This is a genomic window from Ciceribacter sp. RN22 (genome assembly GCF_024054295.1).
GTDB classification, from domain to species: Bacteria; Pseudomonadota; Alphaproteobacteria; order Rhizobiales; family Rhizobiaceae; genus Allorhizobium; species Allorhizobium lividum.
The window spans coordinates 627135-646714 of the sequence record NZ_JAMXLD010000002.1; the positions used below are offsets into that span (position 1 = coordinate 627135).

Annotated in this window: 12 protein-coding genes; all 12 read left to right on the forward strand. The window is 64.2% G+C overall.

The annotated features are described in order from the left end of the window. Window positions 1-311: 311 nt before the first annotated feature. The 12 genes from NHF53_RS18005 to NHF53_RS18060 all read left to right on the forward strand — a co-directional run bounded on the left by NHF53_RS18005 (window position 312) and on the right by NHF53_RS18060 (window position 19578). Complete coding sequence (locus NHF53_RS18005; RefSeq protein ID WP_252835444.1) at window positions 312-1739, forward strand: mannose-1-phosphate guanylyltransferase/mannose-6-phosphate isomerase; 1428 nt, start codon at window positions 312-314, stop codon at window positions 1737-1739. Between the two features lie 151 nt (window positions 1740-1890). Further along, window positions 1891-4302, forward strand: coding sequence for a circularly permuted type 2 ATP-grasp protein (locus tag NHF53_RS18010; RefSeq protein ID WP_252835445.1), 2412 nt, complete (start codon window positions 1891-1893; stop codon window positions 4300-4302). A gap of 3 nt (window positions 4303-4305) precedes the next feature. Further along, complete coding sequence (locus NHF53_RS18015) at window positions 4306-5184, forward strand: transglutaminase family protein (RefSeq protein ID WP_252835446.1); 879 nt, start codon at window positions 4306-4308, stop codon at window positions 5182-5184. Between the two features lie 263 nt (window positions 5185-5447). Further along, window positions 5448-6641, forward strand: coding sequence for a TadE/TadG family type IV pilus assembly protein (locus tag NHF53_RS18020; protein WP_308218681.1), 1194 nt, complete (start codon window positions 5448-5450; stop codon window positions 6639-6641). Between the two features lie 238 nt (window positions 6642-6879). Beyond that, window positions 6880-9342 (forward strand): glycogen/starch/alpha-glucan phosphorylase, encoded by a 2463-nt coding sequence (locus NHF53_RS18025; protein ID WP_252835447.1) that lies wholly within the window; start codon window positions 6880-6882, stop codon window positions 9340-9342. Further along, window positions 9342-11555, forward strand: coding sequence for a 1,4-alpha-glucan branching protein GlgB (gene glgB / locus NHF53_RS18030; protein ID WP_252835448.1), 2214 nt, complete (start codon window positions 9342-9344; stop codon window positions 11553-11555). The genes NHF53_RS18025 and glgB overlap by 1 nt, the downstream gene beginning before the upstream one ends. A gap of 15 nt (window positions 11556-11570) precedes the next feature. Further along, window positions 11571-12839 (forward strand): glucose-1-phosphate adenylyltransferase, encoded by a 1269-nt coding sequence (glgC, locus tag NHF53_RS18035; RefSeq protein WP_114364265.1) that lies wholly within the window; start codon window positions 11571-11573, stop codon window positions 12837-12839. Next, on the forward strand, window positions 12839-14278 hold the full coding sequence (glgA, locus tag NHF53_RS18040; RefSeq protein WP_114364266.1) for a glycogen synthase GlgA: 1440 nt from the start codon (window positions 12839-12841) through the stop codon (window positions 14276-14278). The genes glgC and glgA overlap by 1 nt, the downstream gene beginning before the upstream one ends. A gap of 4 nt (window positions 14279-14282) precedes the next feature. Next, window positions 14283-15914, forward strand: a complete 1632-nt coding sequence (locus tag NHF53_RS18045; RefSeq protein ID WP_252835449.1) for an alpha-D-glucose phosphate-specific phosphoglucomutase — start codon at window positions 14283-14285, stop codon at window positions 15912-15914. A gap of 11 nt (window positions 15915-15925) precedes the next feature. Beyond that, on the forward strand, window positions 15926-17890 hold the full coding sequence (gene glgX, locus NHF53_RS18050; RefSeq protein ID WP_252835450.1) for a glycogen debranching protein GlgX: 1965 nt from the start codon (window positions 15926-15928) through the stop codon (window positions 17888-17890). Window positions 17891-18031: 141 nt separating this feature from the next. Beyond that, the gene (locus tag NHF53_RS18055; RefSeq protein WP_252835451.1) at window positions 18032-18520 is read left to right on the forward strand and encodes a MaoC family dehydratase; all 489 of its coding nucleotides are present in this window, start codon (window positions 18032-18034) and stop codon (window positions 18518-18520) included. Further along, window positions 18517-19578, forward strand: coding sequence for a DUF2332 domain-containing protein (locus tag NHF53_RS18060; protein WP_252835452.1), 1062 nt, complete (start codon window positions 18517-18519; stop codon window positions 19576-19578). Before NHF53_RS18055 ends, NHF53_RS18060 begins: the two co-directional genes overlap by 4 nt. Window positions 19579-19580: the final 2 nt, after the last annotated feature.

Below are 19580 nucleotides of genomic sequence, written 5' to 3' on the forward strand. Positions count from 1 at the left end.
CCTTTGCCTCAAGGGCGCGCGGCCAGTCGCCGCGGAACGGAACAAGTCCTATCCCGAAGACCTTTCCCCACCCGTCGGCGAGGATCAAGCCGCGTTCGAAAGAAAGAGCAAAAGAACCGTTCACCTTTTGGATGTATAGCTCTCCCGCCTCCCCCGGACTTGGACAGGCCGGGAAAAAATGCGACAAACCGGAAGTCGCCGGATCGGCGCGCATGGTCCCGCCCGCCGGCGAGATCGCGTCGGCGCCCGGCCGATGACAAGCCTGTCCGGCAGAATCGTTCGACGTCCGCCCAACGAAAGGCAATGCAGCAATGACCCACAAGATCGTTCCCGTCGTGATGGCCGGTGGCAAGGGAACCCGCCTCTGGCCGTTGTCCCGGGCGACCGCCGCAAAGCAGTTCATACGGCTGATCGGCGACAAGACCTTGTTCCAGGGAACTCTGGACCGTGTCGCCGACACGCAGACCTATGAGCCGCCCCTGGTCATCACCAACGACGAGTTCCGTTTCCTCGTTGCCGAGCAGGCCCGCGAACTGGGCGTACCGCTCTCCGGCATCGTCCTCGAGCCGGAGGCACGCAACACGGCGGCGGCCATCGCAGTTGCGGCCGTCATCATCGGTCGTGATTTCGGCGATCACGCGGTGATACAGATCCTGCCGTCCGACCACGAAATCCTCGCCGACGAAACCTATACGCGCTGCGTCGAGACGGCGGCGGAAACGGCGCGCCAGGGCAAGATCGTCACCTTCGGCATCACGCCGACCGAACCCGCGACAGGCTATGGCTATATCGAGATGGGCAAGGCGTTGCCGGGCGGCGCCCACACGGTGAAGCGCTTCGTCGAAAAGCCGAAGCTCGAAGACGCCCAAAAGATGCTGGAGGCGGGCGGCCACTTCTGGAACTCCGGCATGTTCATGTGCACGGCCGGACAGATGCTCGCCGAGCTCCGCGAACACGCCCCCGAAGTTCTGGCAGCAGCCGAGGAAGCCGTCACCGAGGCGACGACCGACCTCGACTTCGTCCGTCTCGGTGCAGCCGGGTTCGCCAAGAGCCCCAGCATATCGATCGATTATGCCGTCATGGAAAAGGCGCCGAACGTCGCGGTCGTACCCTCGCCGATCACCTGGTCAGACCTCGGCAGCTGGGATGCGATCTGGAAGCTGGGCAACGCCGATGCCGACGGCAATGTCGTCGCCGGCAATGCCACCCTCGTCAACACCCGCAATTCGCTGGTGATGTCGCGCCACGCCCATCTGGCGGTCCAGGGGATGGACGGCGTCGCCGTGATCGCGAGTGAGGACGCAGTCTATGTCGGACGCCTCGACGAAAGCCAGGAGGTCGGCAATCTGGTCAAGACGCTCGCCGCGAAGAAGCAGACGGCGCACCTGACGGAAAACCACCCGACCTCGCTGCGCCCGTGGGGCGGCTACACCTCGGTCCTCAACGGCGAGCGCTTCCAGGTGAAGCGGCTCTTCGTGCATCCCGGCAAGAAACTCTCGCTGCAGAAGCACTATCACCGCTCCGAGCACTGGATCTGCGTCAAGGGCACGGCCGAGGTGACGATCGACGACAAGGTGACGATCCTGCACGAAAACGAGTCGATCTATATCCCGCAGGGTGCTGTCCACCGGCTCGGAAACCCCGGCAAGATCCTGCTCGAGATGATCGAGATCCAGACCGGCTCCTATCTCGGCGAAGACGACATCATCCGCATCGTCGACGAATTCGGTCGCAGCTGAGGCCGGTCCCGAGACCGGTGACCGTCTCCGGGAGGCTTGCATCGGGCTTTTCCGGCAGGCACTGTCTGCCGGATTGTCGGCGATGACCGTCTCGGCTATAGCCGAGGCACGGACAAGGAGCGTCTGAGCGCCCGGGGACCTTGGAAAACAAATGACCAGCCTTCCGGCCGCGGACGACGCTGCGGCAGACGACACCAGAGCAGGACGAACGGCAGGATACAACCCACTGCCGGGCGTCGCCGACGAAATGGTCGACCCCTCGGGCAATGTCCGTCCTGTCTGGCGCTCCTTCGTCGCGGCGATCGACGCGATGCCGGATCATGAACTGCACGAACGCTTCGCCCGCGCCGACCGCTACCTGCGGGATGCCGGGGTCTTCTACCGGGCCTATGGCGCGACCGGCAGCAGCGACCGCGCCTGGCCCTTCTCGCACATCCCGGTGCTGATCGACGAGAAGGAATGGCAATCGATCGCCGCGGGACTGGTGCAGCGGGCCGACCTGCTCGAGACGATCACCGCCGACATCTACGGCGAGAACAGGCTCGTGCAGGAAGGCTTCCTGCCGCCTGCGCTGATCGCCGGCAATGCGGAATTCCTGCGCCCGCTCGTCGGCGTGCGGCCGACCAGCGGCCATTTCCTGCACTTCTGCTCCTTCGAGATCGGCCGCGGCCCGGACGGCAACTGGTGGGTGCTCGCCGACCGCACCCAGGCCCCCTCCGGCGCCGGTTTCGCCCTGGAAAACCGCGTCGCGGCGAGCCGCGCCTTCGCCGAACTCTACGGCGAAACCCGCGTGCATCGCCTCGCTTCCTTCTTCGGCGCCTTCCGCGAGGCCCTGATGGAGCAACGGCGGGGCTCCGAGGATCGCGTCGCGGTGCTCACCCCCGGACCGGCGAACGAGACCTATTTCGAACACGCCTTCATCGCCCGTTATCTCGGCATCATGCTCCTCGAAGGCGAGGACCTCGCGATCGTCGACGGACGCGTGATGGTGCGGACCGTCGCGGGACTGAAGCCGGTCAGCGTGCTCTGGCGTCGGCTTGACGCAGCCTACGCCGACCCGCTGGAGCTCGACCAGGATTCCCGCATCGGCACGCCGGGGATGGTACAGGCTGTGCGCAACGGTTCGGTGTCCTTCGTCAACGCGCTCGGCTCCGGGATCCTCGAAACCCGCGCCCTGCTCGCCTTCATCCCCGGCATCTGCCGCCGGCTCCTGGGCGAGGATCTCGCCCTGCCCTCCATCGCGACGTGGTGGTGCGGCCAGACGGCGGAGCGCGCCCATGTCGTCGCCAATATCGACCGGATGGTGATCGGCCCGGCCTTCTCGCGGCTTCCGTTCTTCGACGACAACGGCCAGTCGGTGCTCGGCTCGACGCTGCGCAACAGCGCCCGCCACTCGATCACGGAATGGCTCTCCTCCGACGGCGCCCGGCTGGTCGGCCAGGAAGCCGTCACGCTTTCAACCACGCCCGCCATGGTCGCGGGACAACTCACCCCGCGGCCGATGAGTCTGCGCGTCTATGCCGCCCGCACACGGGACGGCTGGCAGATCATGCCGGGCGGCTTCGCCCGCATCGGCAACGGCAGCGATGCCGCGGCGATCGCCATGCAGTCGGGCGGCGGTGCCGCCGACGTCTGGATCGTCAGCGCCAAGCCGGTCGCCCGAACGACGCTGCTTCCGACCGAGACGGAAGTCCCACGCAACGCGCCGGGCAGCCTGCCGAGCCGTGCGGCCGATAACCTCTATTGGCTCGGCCGCTACATCGAGCGGGCCGAAGGCGCATTGCGCATTCTCCGCGCCTGGCATGCCCGTTTCGCCGAGTCAGCCGATCCCGGTCAGCCGCTGCTCGCCTACGTCGCGCGCTATCTCGCGACGCTCGACATCGCCATGGACCGTGGCGTCCCGGAAAGCCTCGTCGGCAACGTCGACAGCGCCGTCTATTCCGCAAGCAACATCCGCGACCGTTTTTCGCCGGACGGCTGGCTCGCGCTCAACGATCTGGCGAAGACGGCGCGGCGTTTCCGTGAGAATGTAAAGGCCGGCGACGACGCGACGCACGCCATGACCATCCTGCTGCGCAAGCTCGCGGGCTTCGCCGGACTGGTGCACGAGAACATGTACCGCTTCACCGGCTGGCGCTTCCTCGCGATCGGCCGCTACCTGGAGCGCGGCCTGCACATGACCCGCCTGCTCGGACACATGACTGGCGACGACGCGCCGGACGGCGCCTTCGACATGCTGCTCGAAATCGGCGACAACGTCATGACCCATCGCCGCCGCTACAATGTCAGCACCACACGCCTGACCGTCACCGACCTCCTGGCGCTGGACCCGTTGAATCCGCGCTCGATCCTCTTCCAGCTGAACGAAATCCGTGCCGAGATGGAACAGCTCCCCGGCGCGCGCGTGAACGGCCAGATGTCGCCGCTGCTGCGCGAGGCGACGCGTCTGCAGTCGAGCCTCTCCGTCATGACCGCGGACATGATGGGCAGTAACCTCTATCACGATTTCGAGCGGGATCTGGAGAGGCTGTCGGACATGCTCGCCCAAACCTATCTCGGATAGCCCATGCAATACGATCTCTCGCTGCACATGGGCTATCGCTATGACGTTCCGGCCTCCGGATCGCATCACATCCTGCGGGTCGTACCGCTTTCGCTTCCGGGCCGCCAGCGGCTTGTCGCCGGAGCCGTGACGATCGAACCGGCGCCGGACGAAACCACACGTTTCGTCGACTTCTTCGGCCATCCGGCGACAGCGATCGCACTGCGCTCTCCCCATCCGCGGCTCGACATCCGCATGCAGGCAAGAGTGATTGTCGACGCCCAGCCGATCCAGGCCGATTTCTCCCCGACCCTCGACGGCCTCGCCGATGAACTGACGACACTGTGGTCGCTCGATGCGAATTCTCCGCACCATTTCCTGGGGCCGAGTCCGCGACTGCCCGAAGTGGCGACGATTGCCGGCTATGCCCGGACGGACCTCGACTGCACCCGCACGGTGAGGCAGCTTGCCGAGAGCCTCTGCGCCAGGATCCACGCCGACTTCCGCTACGACCCGGACGCCACCACGGTCGATACACCGCCCAAGGACGCCTTTGCGCTGAAAAGGGGCGTCTGCCAGGACTTCGCCCACGTGATGATCATCGCACTCAGGAGCCTCGGTATTCCCGCCGGCTACGTCAGCGGCTTCCTGCGGACGATCCCGCCACCGGGCCAGGAACGGCTGGAAGGTGCAGACGCCATGCATGCCTGGGTTCGCGTCTGGTGCGGCAAGGCCACCGGATGGATCGAACTCGATCCGACCAACGACATCGCCGCCGGGACCGATCACGTCGTGGTCGCCTACGGACGCGACTACGCCGACGTCGCGCCCGTCATCGGCGTTCTGAAGAGTTACGGCGGACAGCAGACGATTCAGGCGGTGGACGTCGTTCCGACGAGTTAGACCAACATTTTCTTGCACTGGCGCGCCGGCAGTGCCCCCGCTTCACCCTCGCTTGCGAAAAGTCCAGCCGGATCATCGGCTTGGCGTTGACCGCTCACCCGGTGCCTGCGTCTGAGCGTTCCGCAAACGTGTGAAAGCTCCGGAATCCGGCCGTTTGAACAATCGTCTAAAGGAGCATTCGCTAAAATTTTACCGTTTCGTTTAAGTCGAAGAGAAGGTCTTCCGTCTATTAGCTTTCCATCACCCTTCTACGATGGAAGAACATGATGATCGGCCTCGGTGAGAATGAGCGTACTTTCCTGCGTTTCCTGAAGGACCGCAGTGGCAATTTCGGCGTGATGACCGCGCTGCTCCTTCCAGTTTCACTCGCTGCGGCGGGTGTGGCGATGGACCTGACGAAGCTCGTCCAGGTCAAGAGCGCCCTGCAGGACGCGGCGGATTCCGCGGCCCTCGCCGCGGCGGCGGCGATGTCGGGCAAGGGCCTCACGGACGCCGAGGCGATCGCACTCGCCAAGAAGTTCATAGCGGCGCAGTCGGCCAACAGCATCGCGCCGAGTGCAGACGAACTCGGCCTGACGGAAGAGGAGATGCAGGCGAAGCTCGAGGAAGCCGCCGTCGGCACGGTCGAGCGCACGCCGAACGGCTCGGGCGAAATCTATGACGTTACGGTGAACAGCTACTACGACGTGCCGATGACCCCGCTCACCCGCCTCCTCGGTTACGAGACGGTTCGTGTGAGCGTCACGAGTTCGGCCCAGAGCGCCACGGCCAATACCAAGAACCCGCTTTCAATGTATATGGTCCTCGACCGCTCCGGTTCGATGGCTTGGGACACGAGCGAGACCTATGACACGACGTGCTATACGCGGTATGGCTGGGCCTATTCATGCACGAAATACTATACCAAGATTGAAGCGCTGAAACTGGCTGTCAAGGATCTCGCCAACCAGCTCGACACGGCCGACCCGGACGCCAAATATGTCCGTACGGCCGCCGTCTCCTACAACAGTTCGATGCAGACGCCGACCTCGTTCGCCTGGGGCACGACAAGCGTGGTCAAATATGTCGACGCGCTGACGGCCACGGGGGGCACCGATTCGTCCTCGGCCGTGGCGACGGCCTACAAGGCGCTCGCCGGCAGCACCGAGAATACGGCCCATCAGAAGATGAACGGCGAGACGAGCCCGAGCAAGTTCATCGTCTTCATGACTGACGGCGACAACAACTATACCAGCGCAGACACCGCGACGAAGAAGACCTGCGACTCGGCGAAGACTGCGGGCATCGAGATCTACACGATCGCCTTCATGGCACCCGAACGTGGCCAGGCCCTCTTGCAGTATTGCGCGACGGACACCTCGCATTACTTCGACGCCCAGAATGCCGCCGACCTGGTCGCCGCATTCAAGGAGATCGGCGAGAAGGCGACCGAGTCAATGACGCGACTGACCAATTAGACCGCAACCAGAAAACCGGCACATCCGTGGAACCGCGCCGGAAACGACGCGGTTCTTGTCTTTTGTCAGATCGAAAAACCGTCATCTGCTCACGGACAGATGCGGCGGCCATTTTCGCACCTGCGGAATTCGTCTGTTGCACGTGCTTGAGAACGATGCGTAAACTGGTATCGGCAACCACGCGTGGTTGCCGCCCCGCGCAACGTTCCGACGCAACGAAAGAAGTGCTGGCGAAGACATGACGAAGCCCAAAGGCAATGCCGATCTGCTGCAACCGAAACCCCGCATTTCCAGCCCCGACGTTCTTGCCGCGGAAATCATCGAGCACCTGACTTACGGAATCGGCAAGGACGCCAAGGTTGCCACCCCGCACGACTGGCTGACCGCGACCATTCTGGCGATCCGCGGGCGCATCATCGACAAGTGGATGGACTCCACGCGGGAGGCCTACAGGACGAACGGCAAGCGGGTCTACTATCTCTCGCTGGAGTTCCTGATCGGCCGCCTGATGCGCGATGCGGTCTCTAATCTCGGACTGATGGACGAAGTCCGCCAGGCGCTCGTCTCGCTCGGCGTCAATCTCGACGTCATCGCCGAACTGGAGCCGGATGCGGCTCTCGGCAATGGCGGCCTCGGTCGGCTCGCCGCCTGCTTCATGGAATCCATGGCGACCGTCGGCATTCCCGCCTACGGCTACGGCATCCGCTACGTCCACGGTCTCTTCCGCCAGCAGATGGCCGACGGCTGGCAGGTCGAGCTTCCCGAGACCTGGCTCGCCCACGGCAACCCGTGGGAATTCGAACGCCGCGAAAGCTCCTACGAAATCGGATTCGGCGGTGCGGTGGAGACGAACGGCGGTCCCGACGAGCCGCGCCGCTATGTCTGGAAACCCGCCGAGCGGGTTATTGCGACCGGCTACGACACGCCGGTCGTCGGCTGGCGTGGCGCCCGCGTCAACACGCTGCGCCTCTGGTCCGCCCAGCCGATCGACCCGATCCTTCTCGACGCCTTCAACGCCGGCGACCACATCGGCGCGCTGCGCGAGAGCAACAAGGCCGAAACGCTGACGCGCGTGCTCTATCCCGCCGACGCAACGCCGGCCGGGCAGGAACTGCGCCTGCGCCAGGAATATTTCTTCTGCTCCGCCTCCCTGCAGGACATCCTGCGGCGGCACCTGCAGCAGGGCAATGCACTCGCCTCTCTGCCGGACAAGGTGGCGATCCAATTGAACGACACCCACCCGGCGGTCTCGGTCGTCGAACTGATGCGCCTTCTCTGCGACATGCACGGGCTCGACTTCGACCAGGCTTGGGACATCACCTGGCGGACCTTCTCCTATACCAACCACACGCTGCTGCCCGAGGCGCTGGAAAGCTGGCCCGTGCCGCTCTTCGAGCGCCTCTTGCCGCGCCACATGCAGCTCGTCTACGAGATCAACGCCAAGGTACTGCTCGATGCCCGCCGCAGCCGGCATTTCGGCGATCAGGAGATTGCCCACATCTCTCTGATCGAAGAGAGCGGCAGCCGTCGCGTGCGGATGGGCAATCTCGCCTTCATGGGCTCGCACAGTGTCAACGGCGTCTCCGCGCTTCACACCGACCTCATGAAGCAGACGGTGTTTGCCGACCTTCACAAGCTCTTTCCGGACCGCATCAACAACAAGACGAACGGCATCACGCCGCGCCGCTGGCTGATGCAGTGCAATCCCGGGCTGACCGACCTCGTCACGGAAGCGATCGGCCCCGATTTCAAGGACGATGTCGAGAAGCTCCGCCCGCTCGACAACTTCGCCGACGATCCCGCCTTCCAGGAGAAATTCGCGGCAATCAAGCGCGCCAACAAGGAGCGGCTTTCCAATCTGGTGCTAAGCCGCATGGGGATCCGCATCGACCCCTCGGCCCTCTTCGACATCCAGATCAAGCGCATCCACGAATACAAGCGGCAGCTCCTCAACATCATCGAGGCGATCTCGCTCTACGACCAGATCCGCTCCCATCCCGAGCGGGACTGGGTGCCGCGGGTGAAGCTGCTCGCCGGCAAGGCGGCACCGAGCTATCACAACGCCAAGCTGATCATCAAGCTCGCCAACGACGTGGCGCGGGTGATCAACAACGACCCTTCGGTACGCGGCCTCCTGAAGGTGGTCTTCATCCCGAACTACAACGTCTCGCTGGCGGAGATCATGGTGCCGGCCGCAGACCTCTCCGAGCAGATCTCGACCGCCGGCATGGAGGCTTCGGGAACCGGAAACATGAAGTTCGCGTTGAACGGGGCACTGACAATCGGCACGCTCGACGGCGCCAATGTCGAGATGCTCGAACATGTCGGGGAGGAGAATATCGTGATCTTCGGAATGACCGCCGAGGAAGTCGCGGCCGCCCGCTCCGACGGACACGATCCGAGGGCGATCATCGAATCGTCACCCGAACTGGCCCAGGCCCTCTCGGCGATTTCGGCAGGCGTCTTCTCGCCCGATGACCGTGACCGCTTCTCAGGCCTCGTGGACGGCCTCTTCCAGCACGACTGGTTCATGGTGGCTGCCGACTTTGACGCCTACGCGAAGGCGCAGCGCCAGGTCGACTCGATCTGGACGGATGCTTCCGCCTGGTATTCCAAGACGATCCGCAATACGGCCCGGATGGGCTGGTTCTCTTCCGACCGCACGATCAGACAGTACAGCGCCGACATCTGGAGAGCCTGATGACGAAAGCGCCGAAAAAGGCCGGAAAGACCGGCCAGACGGAGCAGCCATCCGCCGCCGACATCGCGGCCATCGTCAACGGGCAACACATGGATCCTTTCGCCGTTCTCGGCGTACACGACTCCGGCTCCGGTTTCCGGGCCCGCTGTTTTGTGCCGGGGGCGGAGACGATCGAGGCTTTCGCGCTCGACGGTACGCCGATCGGAACTCTGGCCTGCCTGCATCCGGCGGGCTTTTTTGACGGCCCCGTTTCGATCATAACGTTCCAGCCCATTCGCTATCGTGCCACCCGCGGCGATGCCGAATGGATGGTCACCGATCCCTATAGCTTCTGGCCGGTGCTCGGCCCCATGGACGACTACTTCCTGCGAGAGGGGTCGCATCTGCGCCTGTTCGACAAGATGGGTGCCCATCCGATACGCCATCAGGGGGTCGACGGTTTCCACTTCGCCGTCTGGGCGCCGAATGCGCGACGGGTTTCCGTGGTCGGGGATTTCAACGACTGGGACGGCCGCCGGCACGTGATGCGGTTACGCCGCGACACCGGGATATGGGAGATATTCGCGCCAGACGTCCGGCCCGGATCGGCCTACAAGTTCGAGATCATCGGCAAGAACGACGAACTTCTGCCGCTCAAAGCCGACCCTTACGCCCGAAAGACGGAACTGCGCCCGAAGAACGCCTCGATCACGGCCGCCGAACTCGACCAGACCTGGGAGGACGAGCCGCACCGCAAGCATTGGGCATCCGTCGACAAGCGACGCCAGCCGATGAGCATCTACGAGGTGCATGCGGGCTCCTGGCAACGGCGCGACGACGGGGGCATGCTGAGCTGGGACGAACTCGCCGACCGGCTGATCCCCTACTGCGTCGACATGGGCTTCACCCACATCGAGTTTCTGCCGGTCACGGAACATCCCTACGACCCTTCCTGGGGATACCAGACGACGGGGCTTTACGCGCCGACCGCACGGTTCGGGGAACCGGAGGGCTTCGCCCGCTTCGTCAACGGCTGCCATAAGGTGGGGCTCGGCGTCATCCTCGACTGGGTGCCCGCCCATTTCCCCACCGACGAACACGGACTTCGCTGGTTCGACGGCACCGCGCTCTACGAGCACGAGGACCCGCGGCAGGGTTTCCATCCCGACTGGAACACCGCGATCTACAATTTCGGCCGCATCGAGGTGCTGTCCTACCTCATAAACAACGCCCTCTACTGGGCGGAGAAATTCCATCTCGACGGACTTCGCGTCGATGCCGTCGCCTCGATGCTCTATCTCGACTACTCCCGCAAGGAAGGTGAGTGGATCCCGAACGAATACGGCGGCCGCGAGAACCTGGAGGCGGTGCGCTTCCTCCAGAAGATGAACACACATCTCTACGGCAGCCATCCGGAAGTGATGACGATTGCGGAAGAGTCCACATCCTGGCCGAAGGTCTCACAGCCGGTGCATGAAGGCGGGCTCGGCTTCGGCTTCAAGTGGAACATGGGTTTCATGCACGACACGCTGAGCTATTTCTCGCGTGATCCGGTGCATCGCAGGTTCCACCATCAGGAAATCACCTTCGGCCTGCTCTACGCCTTCTCGGAAAATTTCGTGCTGCCCATCTCCCACGACGAGGTGGTGCACGGCAAAGGCTCGATGATCGCCAAGATGCCGGGTGACGACTGGCAGAAATTCGCCAACCTGCGCGCCTACTACGCCTTCATGTGGGGCTATCCCGGCAAGAAGCTCCTCTTCATGGGCCAGGAGTTCGCCCAGTGGAGCGAATGGAGCGAGGCGCGCGCCCTCGACTGGAACCTGCTGCAATATGCCCTCCACGAAGGCATGCGGCGCCTCGTTCGCGACCTCAACCTGACCTATCGCTCCAAGCCGGCGCTGCATGCGCACGACTGCGAGGGCGACGGCTTCGAATGGCTGATCGCCGACGATCAGGACCGCTCCGTCTTCGCCTGGCTGCGCAAGGTGCCGGGCGAGAAGCCGGTCGCCGTCGTCTCGAACCTGACGCCGGTCTATCACGAACGTTTTTCCGTGCCGCTGCCGATCGCCGGGCGGTGGCGCGAGATCGTGAATACGGACGCCGAGATCTACGGCGGCAGCGGCAAGGGGAACGGCGGCAGGGTGACCGCCGAGCGCGGACCGGATGGGCGGATCGCGGCCTCGCTTTCGCTGCCGCCGCTCGCCGTCATCATGCTCGAACCAGAAAACTGACGCGGGAGGGGAACCATGCAGGAAAGAAGAATACAACCTCTGGCACGCGACGCGATGGCCTATGTCCTTGCCGGCGGACGGGGGAGCCGCCTCAAGGAACTGACCGATCGGCGCGCCAAGCCAGCCGTTTATTTCGGGGGGAAGACCCGCATCATCGACTTCGCGCTCTCTAACGCGCTGAATTCCGGTATCCGCCGCATCGGGGTCGCCACCCAGTACAAGGCGCATTCGCTGATTCGCCATCTGCAGCGAGGCTGGAACTTCTTCCGCCCGGAACGAAACGAGAGCTTCGACATCCTCCCTGCGAGCCAGCGCGTCTCCGAGACGCAGTGGTATGAAGGGACGGCCGACGCGGTCTACCAGAACATCGACATCATCGAGCCCTACGGCCCGGAATACATGGTGATCCTTGCCGGCGACCACATCTACAAGATGGACTACGAGCTGATGCTGCAGCAGCACGTCGATTCCGGGGCCGACGTCACGATCGGCTGCCTCGAAGTGCCGCGCTCGGAGGCGAGCGCCTTCGGGGTCATGCACGTCAACGAGAAGGACGAGATCATCGCCTTCATCGAGAAGCCGGCCGATCCGCCCGGCATTCCCGGCAAGGAGGATTTCTCGCTCGCCTCAATGGGCATCTACGTCTTCCACACCCGCTTCCTGATGGAATGCCTGCGGCGAGACGCCGAGGACCCGAAATCGAGCCGCGACTTCGGCAAGGACATCATTCCCTACATCGTCGAGAACGGTAAGGCCGTCGCCCATCGCTTTGCGCGCTCCTGCGTGCGCTCGGAAGGCGAGCATACGCCCTACTGGCGCGATGTCGGAACGATCGACGCCTACTGGCAGGCGAATATCGATCTCACCGACGTGGTTCCGGAACTCGACATCTACGACAAGTCCTGGCCGATCTGGAGCTATGCCGAGGTGACGCCGCCCGCCAAGTTCGTGCACGACGACGAGGGACGCCGCGGCTCCGCCATCTCGTCTCTGGTTTCGGGCGACTGCATCATTTCCGGTTCCTCGCTCCACAAGAGCCTTCTCTTCACCGGTGTGCGCGCCAATTCCTATTCGCGCCTCGAAGGTGCGATCATATTGCCGCGGGTGGTAATCGGTCGCCATGCGCGGCTCACCAACGTCATCATCGATCATGGGGTCGTTATTCCCGAGGGCCTCGTGGTCGGCGAGGACCCGGAGCTTGACGCACGACGCTTCCGCCGCTCCGAAAACGGCGTCTGCCTGATCACCCAGACCATGCTGGACAAACTCGAAGCGGGAGCCTGATGAGAATTCTTTCGGTTACCTCCGAGATTTACCCGCTGGTCAAGACCGGCGGGCTCGCCGACGTTGCCGGCGCCCTGCCGCTGGCGCTGAAGGCCCACGACATCGAGGTGAAGACGCTGGTGCCGGGATATCCGGCAGTCATGCGGGTCATCGGCAAGGCCGAGGAACGCCTACACCTGCCGGACGTCTTCGGCGTCGAGGCGCGCGTTCTGGAGGTCGAGCACGAAGGCCTCGATCTCCTCGTGCTCGACGCCCCTGCCCTGTTCGATCGCATGGGCGGGCCTTACATCGACCAGAACGGCGCGGACTACGGCGACAACTGGAAACGCTTTGCCCTCCTCTCGAAGATCGGCGCCGAGATCGCCGCCGGTGCAATCGAGGGCTGGCAGCCGGATCTCGTGCATGCGCACGACTGGCAGGCGGCACTGACGCCGCTCTACATGCGCCATTCGACGACTGCCGGGACACCGTCGGTGATCACCATTCACAACATGGCGTTCCAGGGCCAGTTCTCCTCCGAGCTCTTCGCCCAACTCGGTCTTCCCGACCGCGCCTACATGGAATCGCTCGAATATTACGGGCGCGTGAGCTACCTGAAGGGCGGCCTGACCTCGGCCACCGCAATCACCACGGTCAGCCCCTCCTATGCCGAGGAGATCCTCACCCCGGAATACGGCATGGGCCTCGAAGGCGTGATCGCGAGCCGCGCCGAGGATGTCTACGGCATCGTCAACGGCATAGACGCCGCCGTCTGGAACCCGGCCAGCGATCCGCTGCTCGTCGAAAACTACACCGCGGCGGCCCTGCGCAAACGGATGGCGAACCGCGCCGCGGTCGCAAGCCATTTCGGCCTGGACGACGATGAAGGCCCGATCTTCTGTGTGATCTCCCGGCTGACCTGGCAGAAGGGCATGGACCTCCTCGCGGAAGTCGTCGACGACATCGTCGCCGCCGGAGGAAAGCTCGCCGTTCTCGGCACGGGGGACGCAGCACTCGAAGGAGCCATGCGCGCCGCGGCCGGTCGCCACAACCGGCGCGTCGGAGTCATCATCGGCTATGACGAGCAGCTGTCCCATCTGCTGCAGGGCGGCGCCGACGCGATCCTCGTTCCCTCCCGCTTCGAGCCCTGCGGGCTCACCCAGCTCTACGCCCTGCGCTACGGCTGCGTGCCCGTCGTCGCCCGCACCGGCGGGCTCGCCGACACGATCGTCGATGCCAACGAGGCAGCCCTCGGCGCGCGGGCTGCCACAGGCGTGCAATTCTCGCCGGTCACTGCCGACGGGCTGCGGCACGGCCTGCGCCGTGCCATCCGGCTTTACGGCGACGCCAAACTTTGGACGCAGATTCAAAAGCAGGGTATGAAAGCCGACGTATCCTGGGGCAAGAGCGCCGAGCGGTATGCGGACCTCTATCAACGCCTCGTTTCGAAAGGCCATTGATTACATGATCAAAACCATTGCAACCAAACCTTACGACGACCAGAAGCCCGGCACGTCCGGCCTGCGCAAGAAGGTTCCGGTTTTCCAGCAGGAGAACTACGCGCAGAACTTCATCCAGTCGATCTTCGACTCGCTCGAAGACTTCGCGGGCAGGACGCTGGTCATCGGCGGCGACGGGCGCTACTTCAACCGTGAGGTCATCCAGATCGCGATCAAGATGGCGGCCGCCAATGGCTTCGGCAAGGTGATGGTCGGCAAAGGCGGGATCCTTTCGACGCCGGCGGCCTCGAACCTCATCCGCAAGTACAAGGCCTTCGGTGGCATCATCCTCTCGGCCAGCCACAATCCCGGCGGCCCGACCGAGGATTTCGGCATCAAGTACAACACGAGCAACGGCGGGCCGGCGCCGGAAAAGATAACCGACGCGATCTATGCCCGCTCCAGAGTCATCGACAGCTACAAGATCTTCGACGCCCCGGATCTGGACCTCGACGCCATCGCCACGCTTACACTCGGCGACATGATCGTCGAGATCATCGATCCGGTTGCCGACTATGCGGAACTGATGGAAGAACTCTTCGACTTCCCGGCGATCCGCAACCTCTTCGGCCTCGGTTTCCAGATGGTCTTCGACGCCATGAGCGCGGTCACCGGCCCCTACGCCAAGGAGATCATCGAGCGGCAGCTCGGCGCGCCCGAGGGCACGGTTCGCAACTTCACGCCGCTGCCGGACTTCGGCGGCCACCACCCCGATCCGAATCTCGTCCATGCCAAGGAGCTCTACGACGAGATGATGAGCGGCGACGACGCCCCCGACTTCGGCGCCGCCTCCGACGGCGACGGCGACCGAAACCTGATCATCGGCCGCGGCATCTTCGTCACGCCCTCCGACAGCCTCGCTGTTCTTGCCGCCAATGCTCAGCTCGCCCCCGGCTATTCCAAAGGCATCGCCGGCATCGCCCGCTCGATGCCGACCAGCACCGCCGCCGATAAGGTCGCCGAGAAACGCGGCATCGGCATGTACGAGACGCCGACCGGCTGGAAGTTCTTCGGCAATCTGCTCGACGCGGGCAAGGTTACGATCTGCGGCGAGGAGAGCGCCGGCACCGGCTCGGATCACGTGCGTGAGAAGGACGGCCTCTGGGCCGTGCTGCTTTGGCTCAACATCCTCGCGGTGCGCGGCGAGAGCGTCGAGGACATCGTGACCCAGCACTGGGCGACCTACGGCCGCAACTACTATTCCCGCCATGACTACGAAGGCGTCGATTCCGACGCTGCCAACGGGTTGATGGCGGCGCTGCGCGAGAAACTGCCCTCGCTTCCCGGAACGAAGATCGGTGATCTCACCGTCGCGACAGCCGACGACTTCGCCTATCACGATCCGGTCGACAATTCCGTTTCGAAAAACCAGGGCATTCGCGTGCTGTTCGAGGGCGGCTCGCGCGTCGTCTTCCGCCTCTCGGGAACCGGCACCTCGGGTGCCACCCTGCGCGTCTACATCGAACGCTACGAGCCAGACGCCAATCGCCACAATCTTGAAACCCAGGCGGCTCTCGCCGACCTGATCGCTGCGGCCGAGACCCTTGCCGACATCCGGGTACGCACCGGACGCGACGCCCCGACCGTCATCACCTGAGGCGAAGACCGATGACCAGCTTTCCGACCGGTGGCGTCGCACTGACGGCGAAGGGATGCGATTTCGCCGTGTGGTCGCACCATGCGGAACTCGTGGAACTGTGCCTTTTCGACTCGGCGGGCGACATGGAAATCTGTCGCCTGCCGATGACGCGCGACCAGAACGGGCATCATCGCCTGCACGTGGAGGGCGTCCGGCCGGGCGTCCGCTACGGCTACCGCGCCCACGGACGCTATACTCCCGACCAGGGCTACTGGTTCGACCCGTCGAAGCTCCTGGTCGATCCCTATGCAAAAGAGATCGACCGGCCGTTCAGACAGGACCCTCGCCTCGGCATCTTCGGTGAGAACACCGATTCGCTCGTCCCGAAGGCGATCGTAACCGAGGACGTGGCAGCCACTCGCAAGCCGCCGCTCTTCGCGCCCGGTGGCCTGATCTACGAGGTTCCGGTCAAGGCCTTCACGATGCTTCACCCGGACGTGCCGGAGCACCAGCGCGGGACGATTGCCGCACTTGCGCATCCCGCCGTCCTCTCACATCTGAAAGAGCTGAAAGTCGACGCGGTTGAGCTGATGCCGATCGTCGCCTGGCTCGACGAGCGTCATCTGGGCCCTCTCGGCCTCGTCAACGGCTGGGGCTACAATCCTATTACCCTGATGGTGATCGATCCGCGGCTCGCGCCGGGGGGAGTGGCGGAGCTCCGCGACACCGTCGCCGCGCTCCATGCAGAAGGGATCGACGTCATCCTCGACGTCGTCTTCAACCATACGGGAGAAGGCGACCGGCACGGCGGCACGCTCTCGCTGCGCGGCCTCGACAATCTCTCCTGCTATCGTCACCTGCCGGACAATCCGGGCGTTCTCGTCAACGACACCGGCTGCGGCAACACGCTTGCCTGCGACCATGTCTACGTTCGTCGGCTGATCCTCGACAGCCTGCGCCACTTCGTGCTGCATGCCGGCGTCGACGGCTTCCGGTTCGACCTCGCCCCCATCCTCGGCCGCACCGCGCGCGGTTTCCACACCACGGCCCGCACGCTGCACGCCATCGCCTGCGACGACGTGCTTGCCGACCGGGTCCTGATCGCCGAGCCGTGGGATGTCGGCCCGGGCGGCTACCAGCTCGGCAATTTTCCGCAGCCCTTCCTCGAATGGAACGACCGGGCGCGCGACACGGTCCGGCGCTTCTGGCGGGGAGACGACCATATGCGCGGCGCCTTTGCGACGGCACTGGCCGGCTCGCAGGACGTTCTCGCCCGCCATGGCGAGACGATGTCGCGCACCGTCAACTTCGTCGCCGCCCATGACGGCTTCACGCTTTTCGATCTCGTTTCCCACACGCACAAGCGCAACGGCCGCAACGGCGAGAACAACCACGACGGCCACGACGAGAACTTTTCCTGGAACAATGGGGCCGAGGGCGCGACCGACGATCCCGAGATCGCACAGCGCCGCCGCCACGATGTGGCCGCGCTCATCTCGACGCTGTTCTCCATGCGCGGCACGATCATGCTGACGGCCGGCGACGAGGGCGGAAGAAGCCAGCGCGGCAACAACAATGCCTATTGCCAGGACAACGAGCTCACCTGGATCGACTGGCAGGCGATGGATCGCGGCCTCGTCAACCACACCGCCGTGGCCTCTGCGCTACGCAAGCGCTTCGACATCTTTTCCCGCACAGGCTTCTTCACCGGCGAGAACGGTGATGTCGAGTGGATGAACGCCGCCGGCGAGCCGAACACCATACCCGACTGGGAAGAGGCGGAAGGTGCGACGCTCACCATGATCCTGAAGACCTTCGACCGGGAAACCGGGCACGATGTCCGTATCGCCATCCTCTTCAACCGGGCGCAGCGGTCGCGTCATTTCGTGCTGCCGCAGACGACCGACCTTGCCTGGCACAACCCGTTTTCGGGCGAAAAGCTCGCCTCTATCATGCTGCAGCCGCGAACAGTGGCGTTGTTCATCGAATACTAGCGTATATCCGGCGTTGGTTTGATGCCGGCCGCACGCTATGAAATTGCAGAACGGAAATACTGACGACTCAGGGCTGCGCAGCACGCCCCCGCATTCAAACGACAAAGGCATTTCAGACAATGGAAAATTCAGCGAGGACCCATGCCACGTGAGATTTCGCTTTCGGATGTTGCGGGACTCGTCGGCCAGGAAATCGGCCTGTCGGACTGGATCACCGTCGACCAGTCGATGATCGACGCCTTTGCGGGTGCGACGAACGACCACCAGTTCATCCACGTGGACCCCGTGCGCGCCGCCGCCGAATCGCCCTTCGGCGGCACGATCGCCCACGGCTTCCTGACGCTGTCGCTGCTCTCGACCATGAACTACAACTGCCTGCCGGTCATCCGTGAGCAGACCATGGGCATCAACTACGGCTTCGACCGCATCCGCTTCATGTCGCCGGTCAAATGCGGCAAACGGATCCGCGGCCATTTCGTCCTGACCGAGGCGCGCTTCCGCGGCGCCGGCATGATGATGACGACCTATGACATCAGCATCGAGATCGAGAACGAACGCAAACCGGCGTTGACCGCCACCTGGATCACCATTGTACAGTTCGATCCGAAGGACCGACCGCAGGGAGTATGACGATGGAAAAGACCGAGATCGTGAGACACGCCTTCCTGCGCCAGGCGCAATCCTGCGACGACCTCGGTTCGCCCTTCACCGCACGACTTTGCAGAATCGCCGCCGCGCGGTTGGAGGATGACACTGCAGTCGGAAGGCACGTCCTCAGATGGACAGGAGATCCGGCGAGCACCGGCGATGCACTCGCATTGCGTCTTGCCGGTTCCCTGCACGCGCTGGTGCTCTCCGGTCTGGCTCCCTCCCTCGCCGCAGCTTACCCGCCCAACACTGTCGATGATGATTTGTTCTGGCAGGCCTGCAGAGCGGCCTTCCGCGAACATGAAGCGTTCATTCTGGAGCGGCTGAAATCTGCCCCGCAGACCAACGAGGTTCGCCGCTCGGCCGCGCTGCTGCCAGGCTTCCTGACCATCGCCGCCGTGACGCACAAACCGCTCGTCCTCTCCGAGGTCGGGGCGAGCGCCGGGCTGAACCTGCAATGGGATCGTTACCATTACCGTCTCGGCGATTCCGTCTGGGGCCCGGACTCGACGGTCGTACTCGAACCGGACTGGCAAGGTCCGCCGCCGCCATCGGCCGATCTTGCCGTCCGCGAAAGAGCGGGCTGTGATCTCAACCCGCTCGATCCCTCCTCTGCCGAGGACCGGCTGCGGCTATCCTCCTACATCTGGGCAGACCAGAAGGATCGGCTGGAACGCACGCGCAACGCCCTCGAGATCGCCCGCAGCGACGACCTCACGGTCGAGCGCGCCGACGCCATCGACTGGCTGCGACGGCGGCTGGCCACCCCGCACCGCGGCGCCGTGCATGTGATCTATCACACCATTGCCTGGCAGTACCTGCCCGACGCATTGAGGGAAGAAGGCGAGGCGTTGATCCGGCACGCGGGACAGGAAGCCTCGGACGAGGCCCCGCTCGCCCGCCTGCAGCTCGAAGCCGACGGCAAGGCAGACGGGGCGGCTTTGACGCTCGAAATCTGGCCCTCAGGCGAACGCCAAGAGATCGGGCGAGCCGATTTCCACGGCCGCTGGGTGAAATGGAAGGGCTGGGCAGGCCTCTGAAC

Coding starts and splice junctions, on each gene's coding strand:
- NHF53_RS18005 (WP_252835444.1), top strand. CDS start 312: ATGACCCACAAGATCGTTCCCGTCGTGATGGCCGGTGGCAAGGGAACC.
- NHF53_RS18010 (WP_252835445.1), top strand. CDS start 1,891: ATGACCAGCCTTCCGGCCGCGGACGACGCTGCGGCAGACGACACCAGA.
- NHF53_RS18015 (WP_252835446.1), top strand. CDS start 4,306: ATGCAATACGATCTCTCGCTGCACATGGGCTATCGCTATGACGTTCCG.
- NHF53_RS18020 (WP_308218681.1), top strand. CDS start 5,448: ATGATGATCGGCCTCGGTGAGAATGAGCGTACTTTCCTGCGTTTCCTG.
- NHF53_RS18025 (WP_252835447.1), top strand. CDS start 6,880: ATGACGAAGCCCAAAGGCAATGCCGATCTGCTGCAACCGAAACCCCGC.
- glgB (WP_252835448.1), top strand. CDS start 9,342: ATGACGAAAGCGCCGAAAAAGGCCGGAAAGACCGGCCAGACGGAGCAG.
- glgC (WP_114364265.1), top strand. CDS start 11,571: ATGCAGGAAAGAAGAATACAACCTCTGGCACGCGACGCGATGGCCTAT.
- glgA (WP_114364266.1), top strand. CDS start 12,839: ATGAGAATTCTTTCGGTTACCTCCGAGATTTACCCGCTGGTCAAGACC.
- NHF53_RS18045 (WP_252835449.1), top strand. CDS start 14,283: ATGATCAAAACCATTGCAACCAAACCTTACGACGACCAGAAGCCCGGC.
- glgX (WP_252835450.1), top strand. CDS start 15,926: ATGACCAGCTTTCCGACCGGTGGCGTCGCACTGACGGCGAAGGGATGC.
- NHF53_RS18055 (WP_252835451.1), top strand. CDS start 18,032: ATGCCACGTGAGATTTCGCTTTCGGATGTTGCGGGACTCGTCGGCCAG.
- NHF53_RS18060 (WP_252835452.1), top strand. CDS start 18,517: ATGACGATGGAAAAGACCGAGATCGTGAGACACGCCTTCCTGCGCCAG.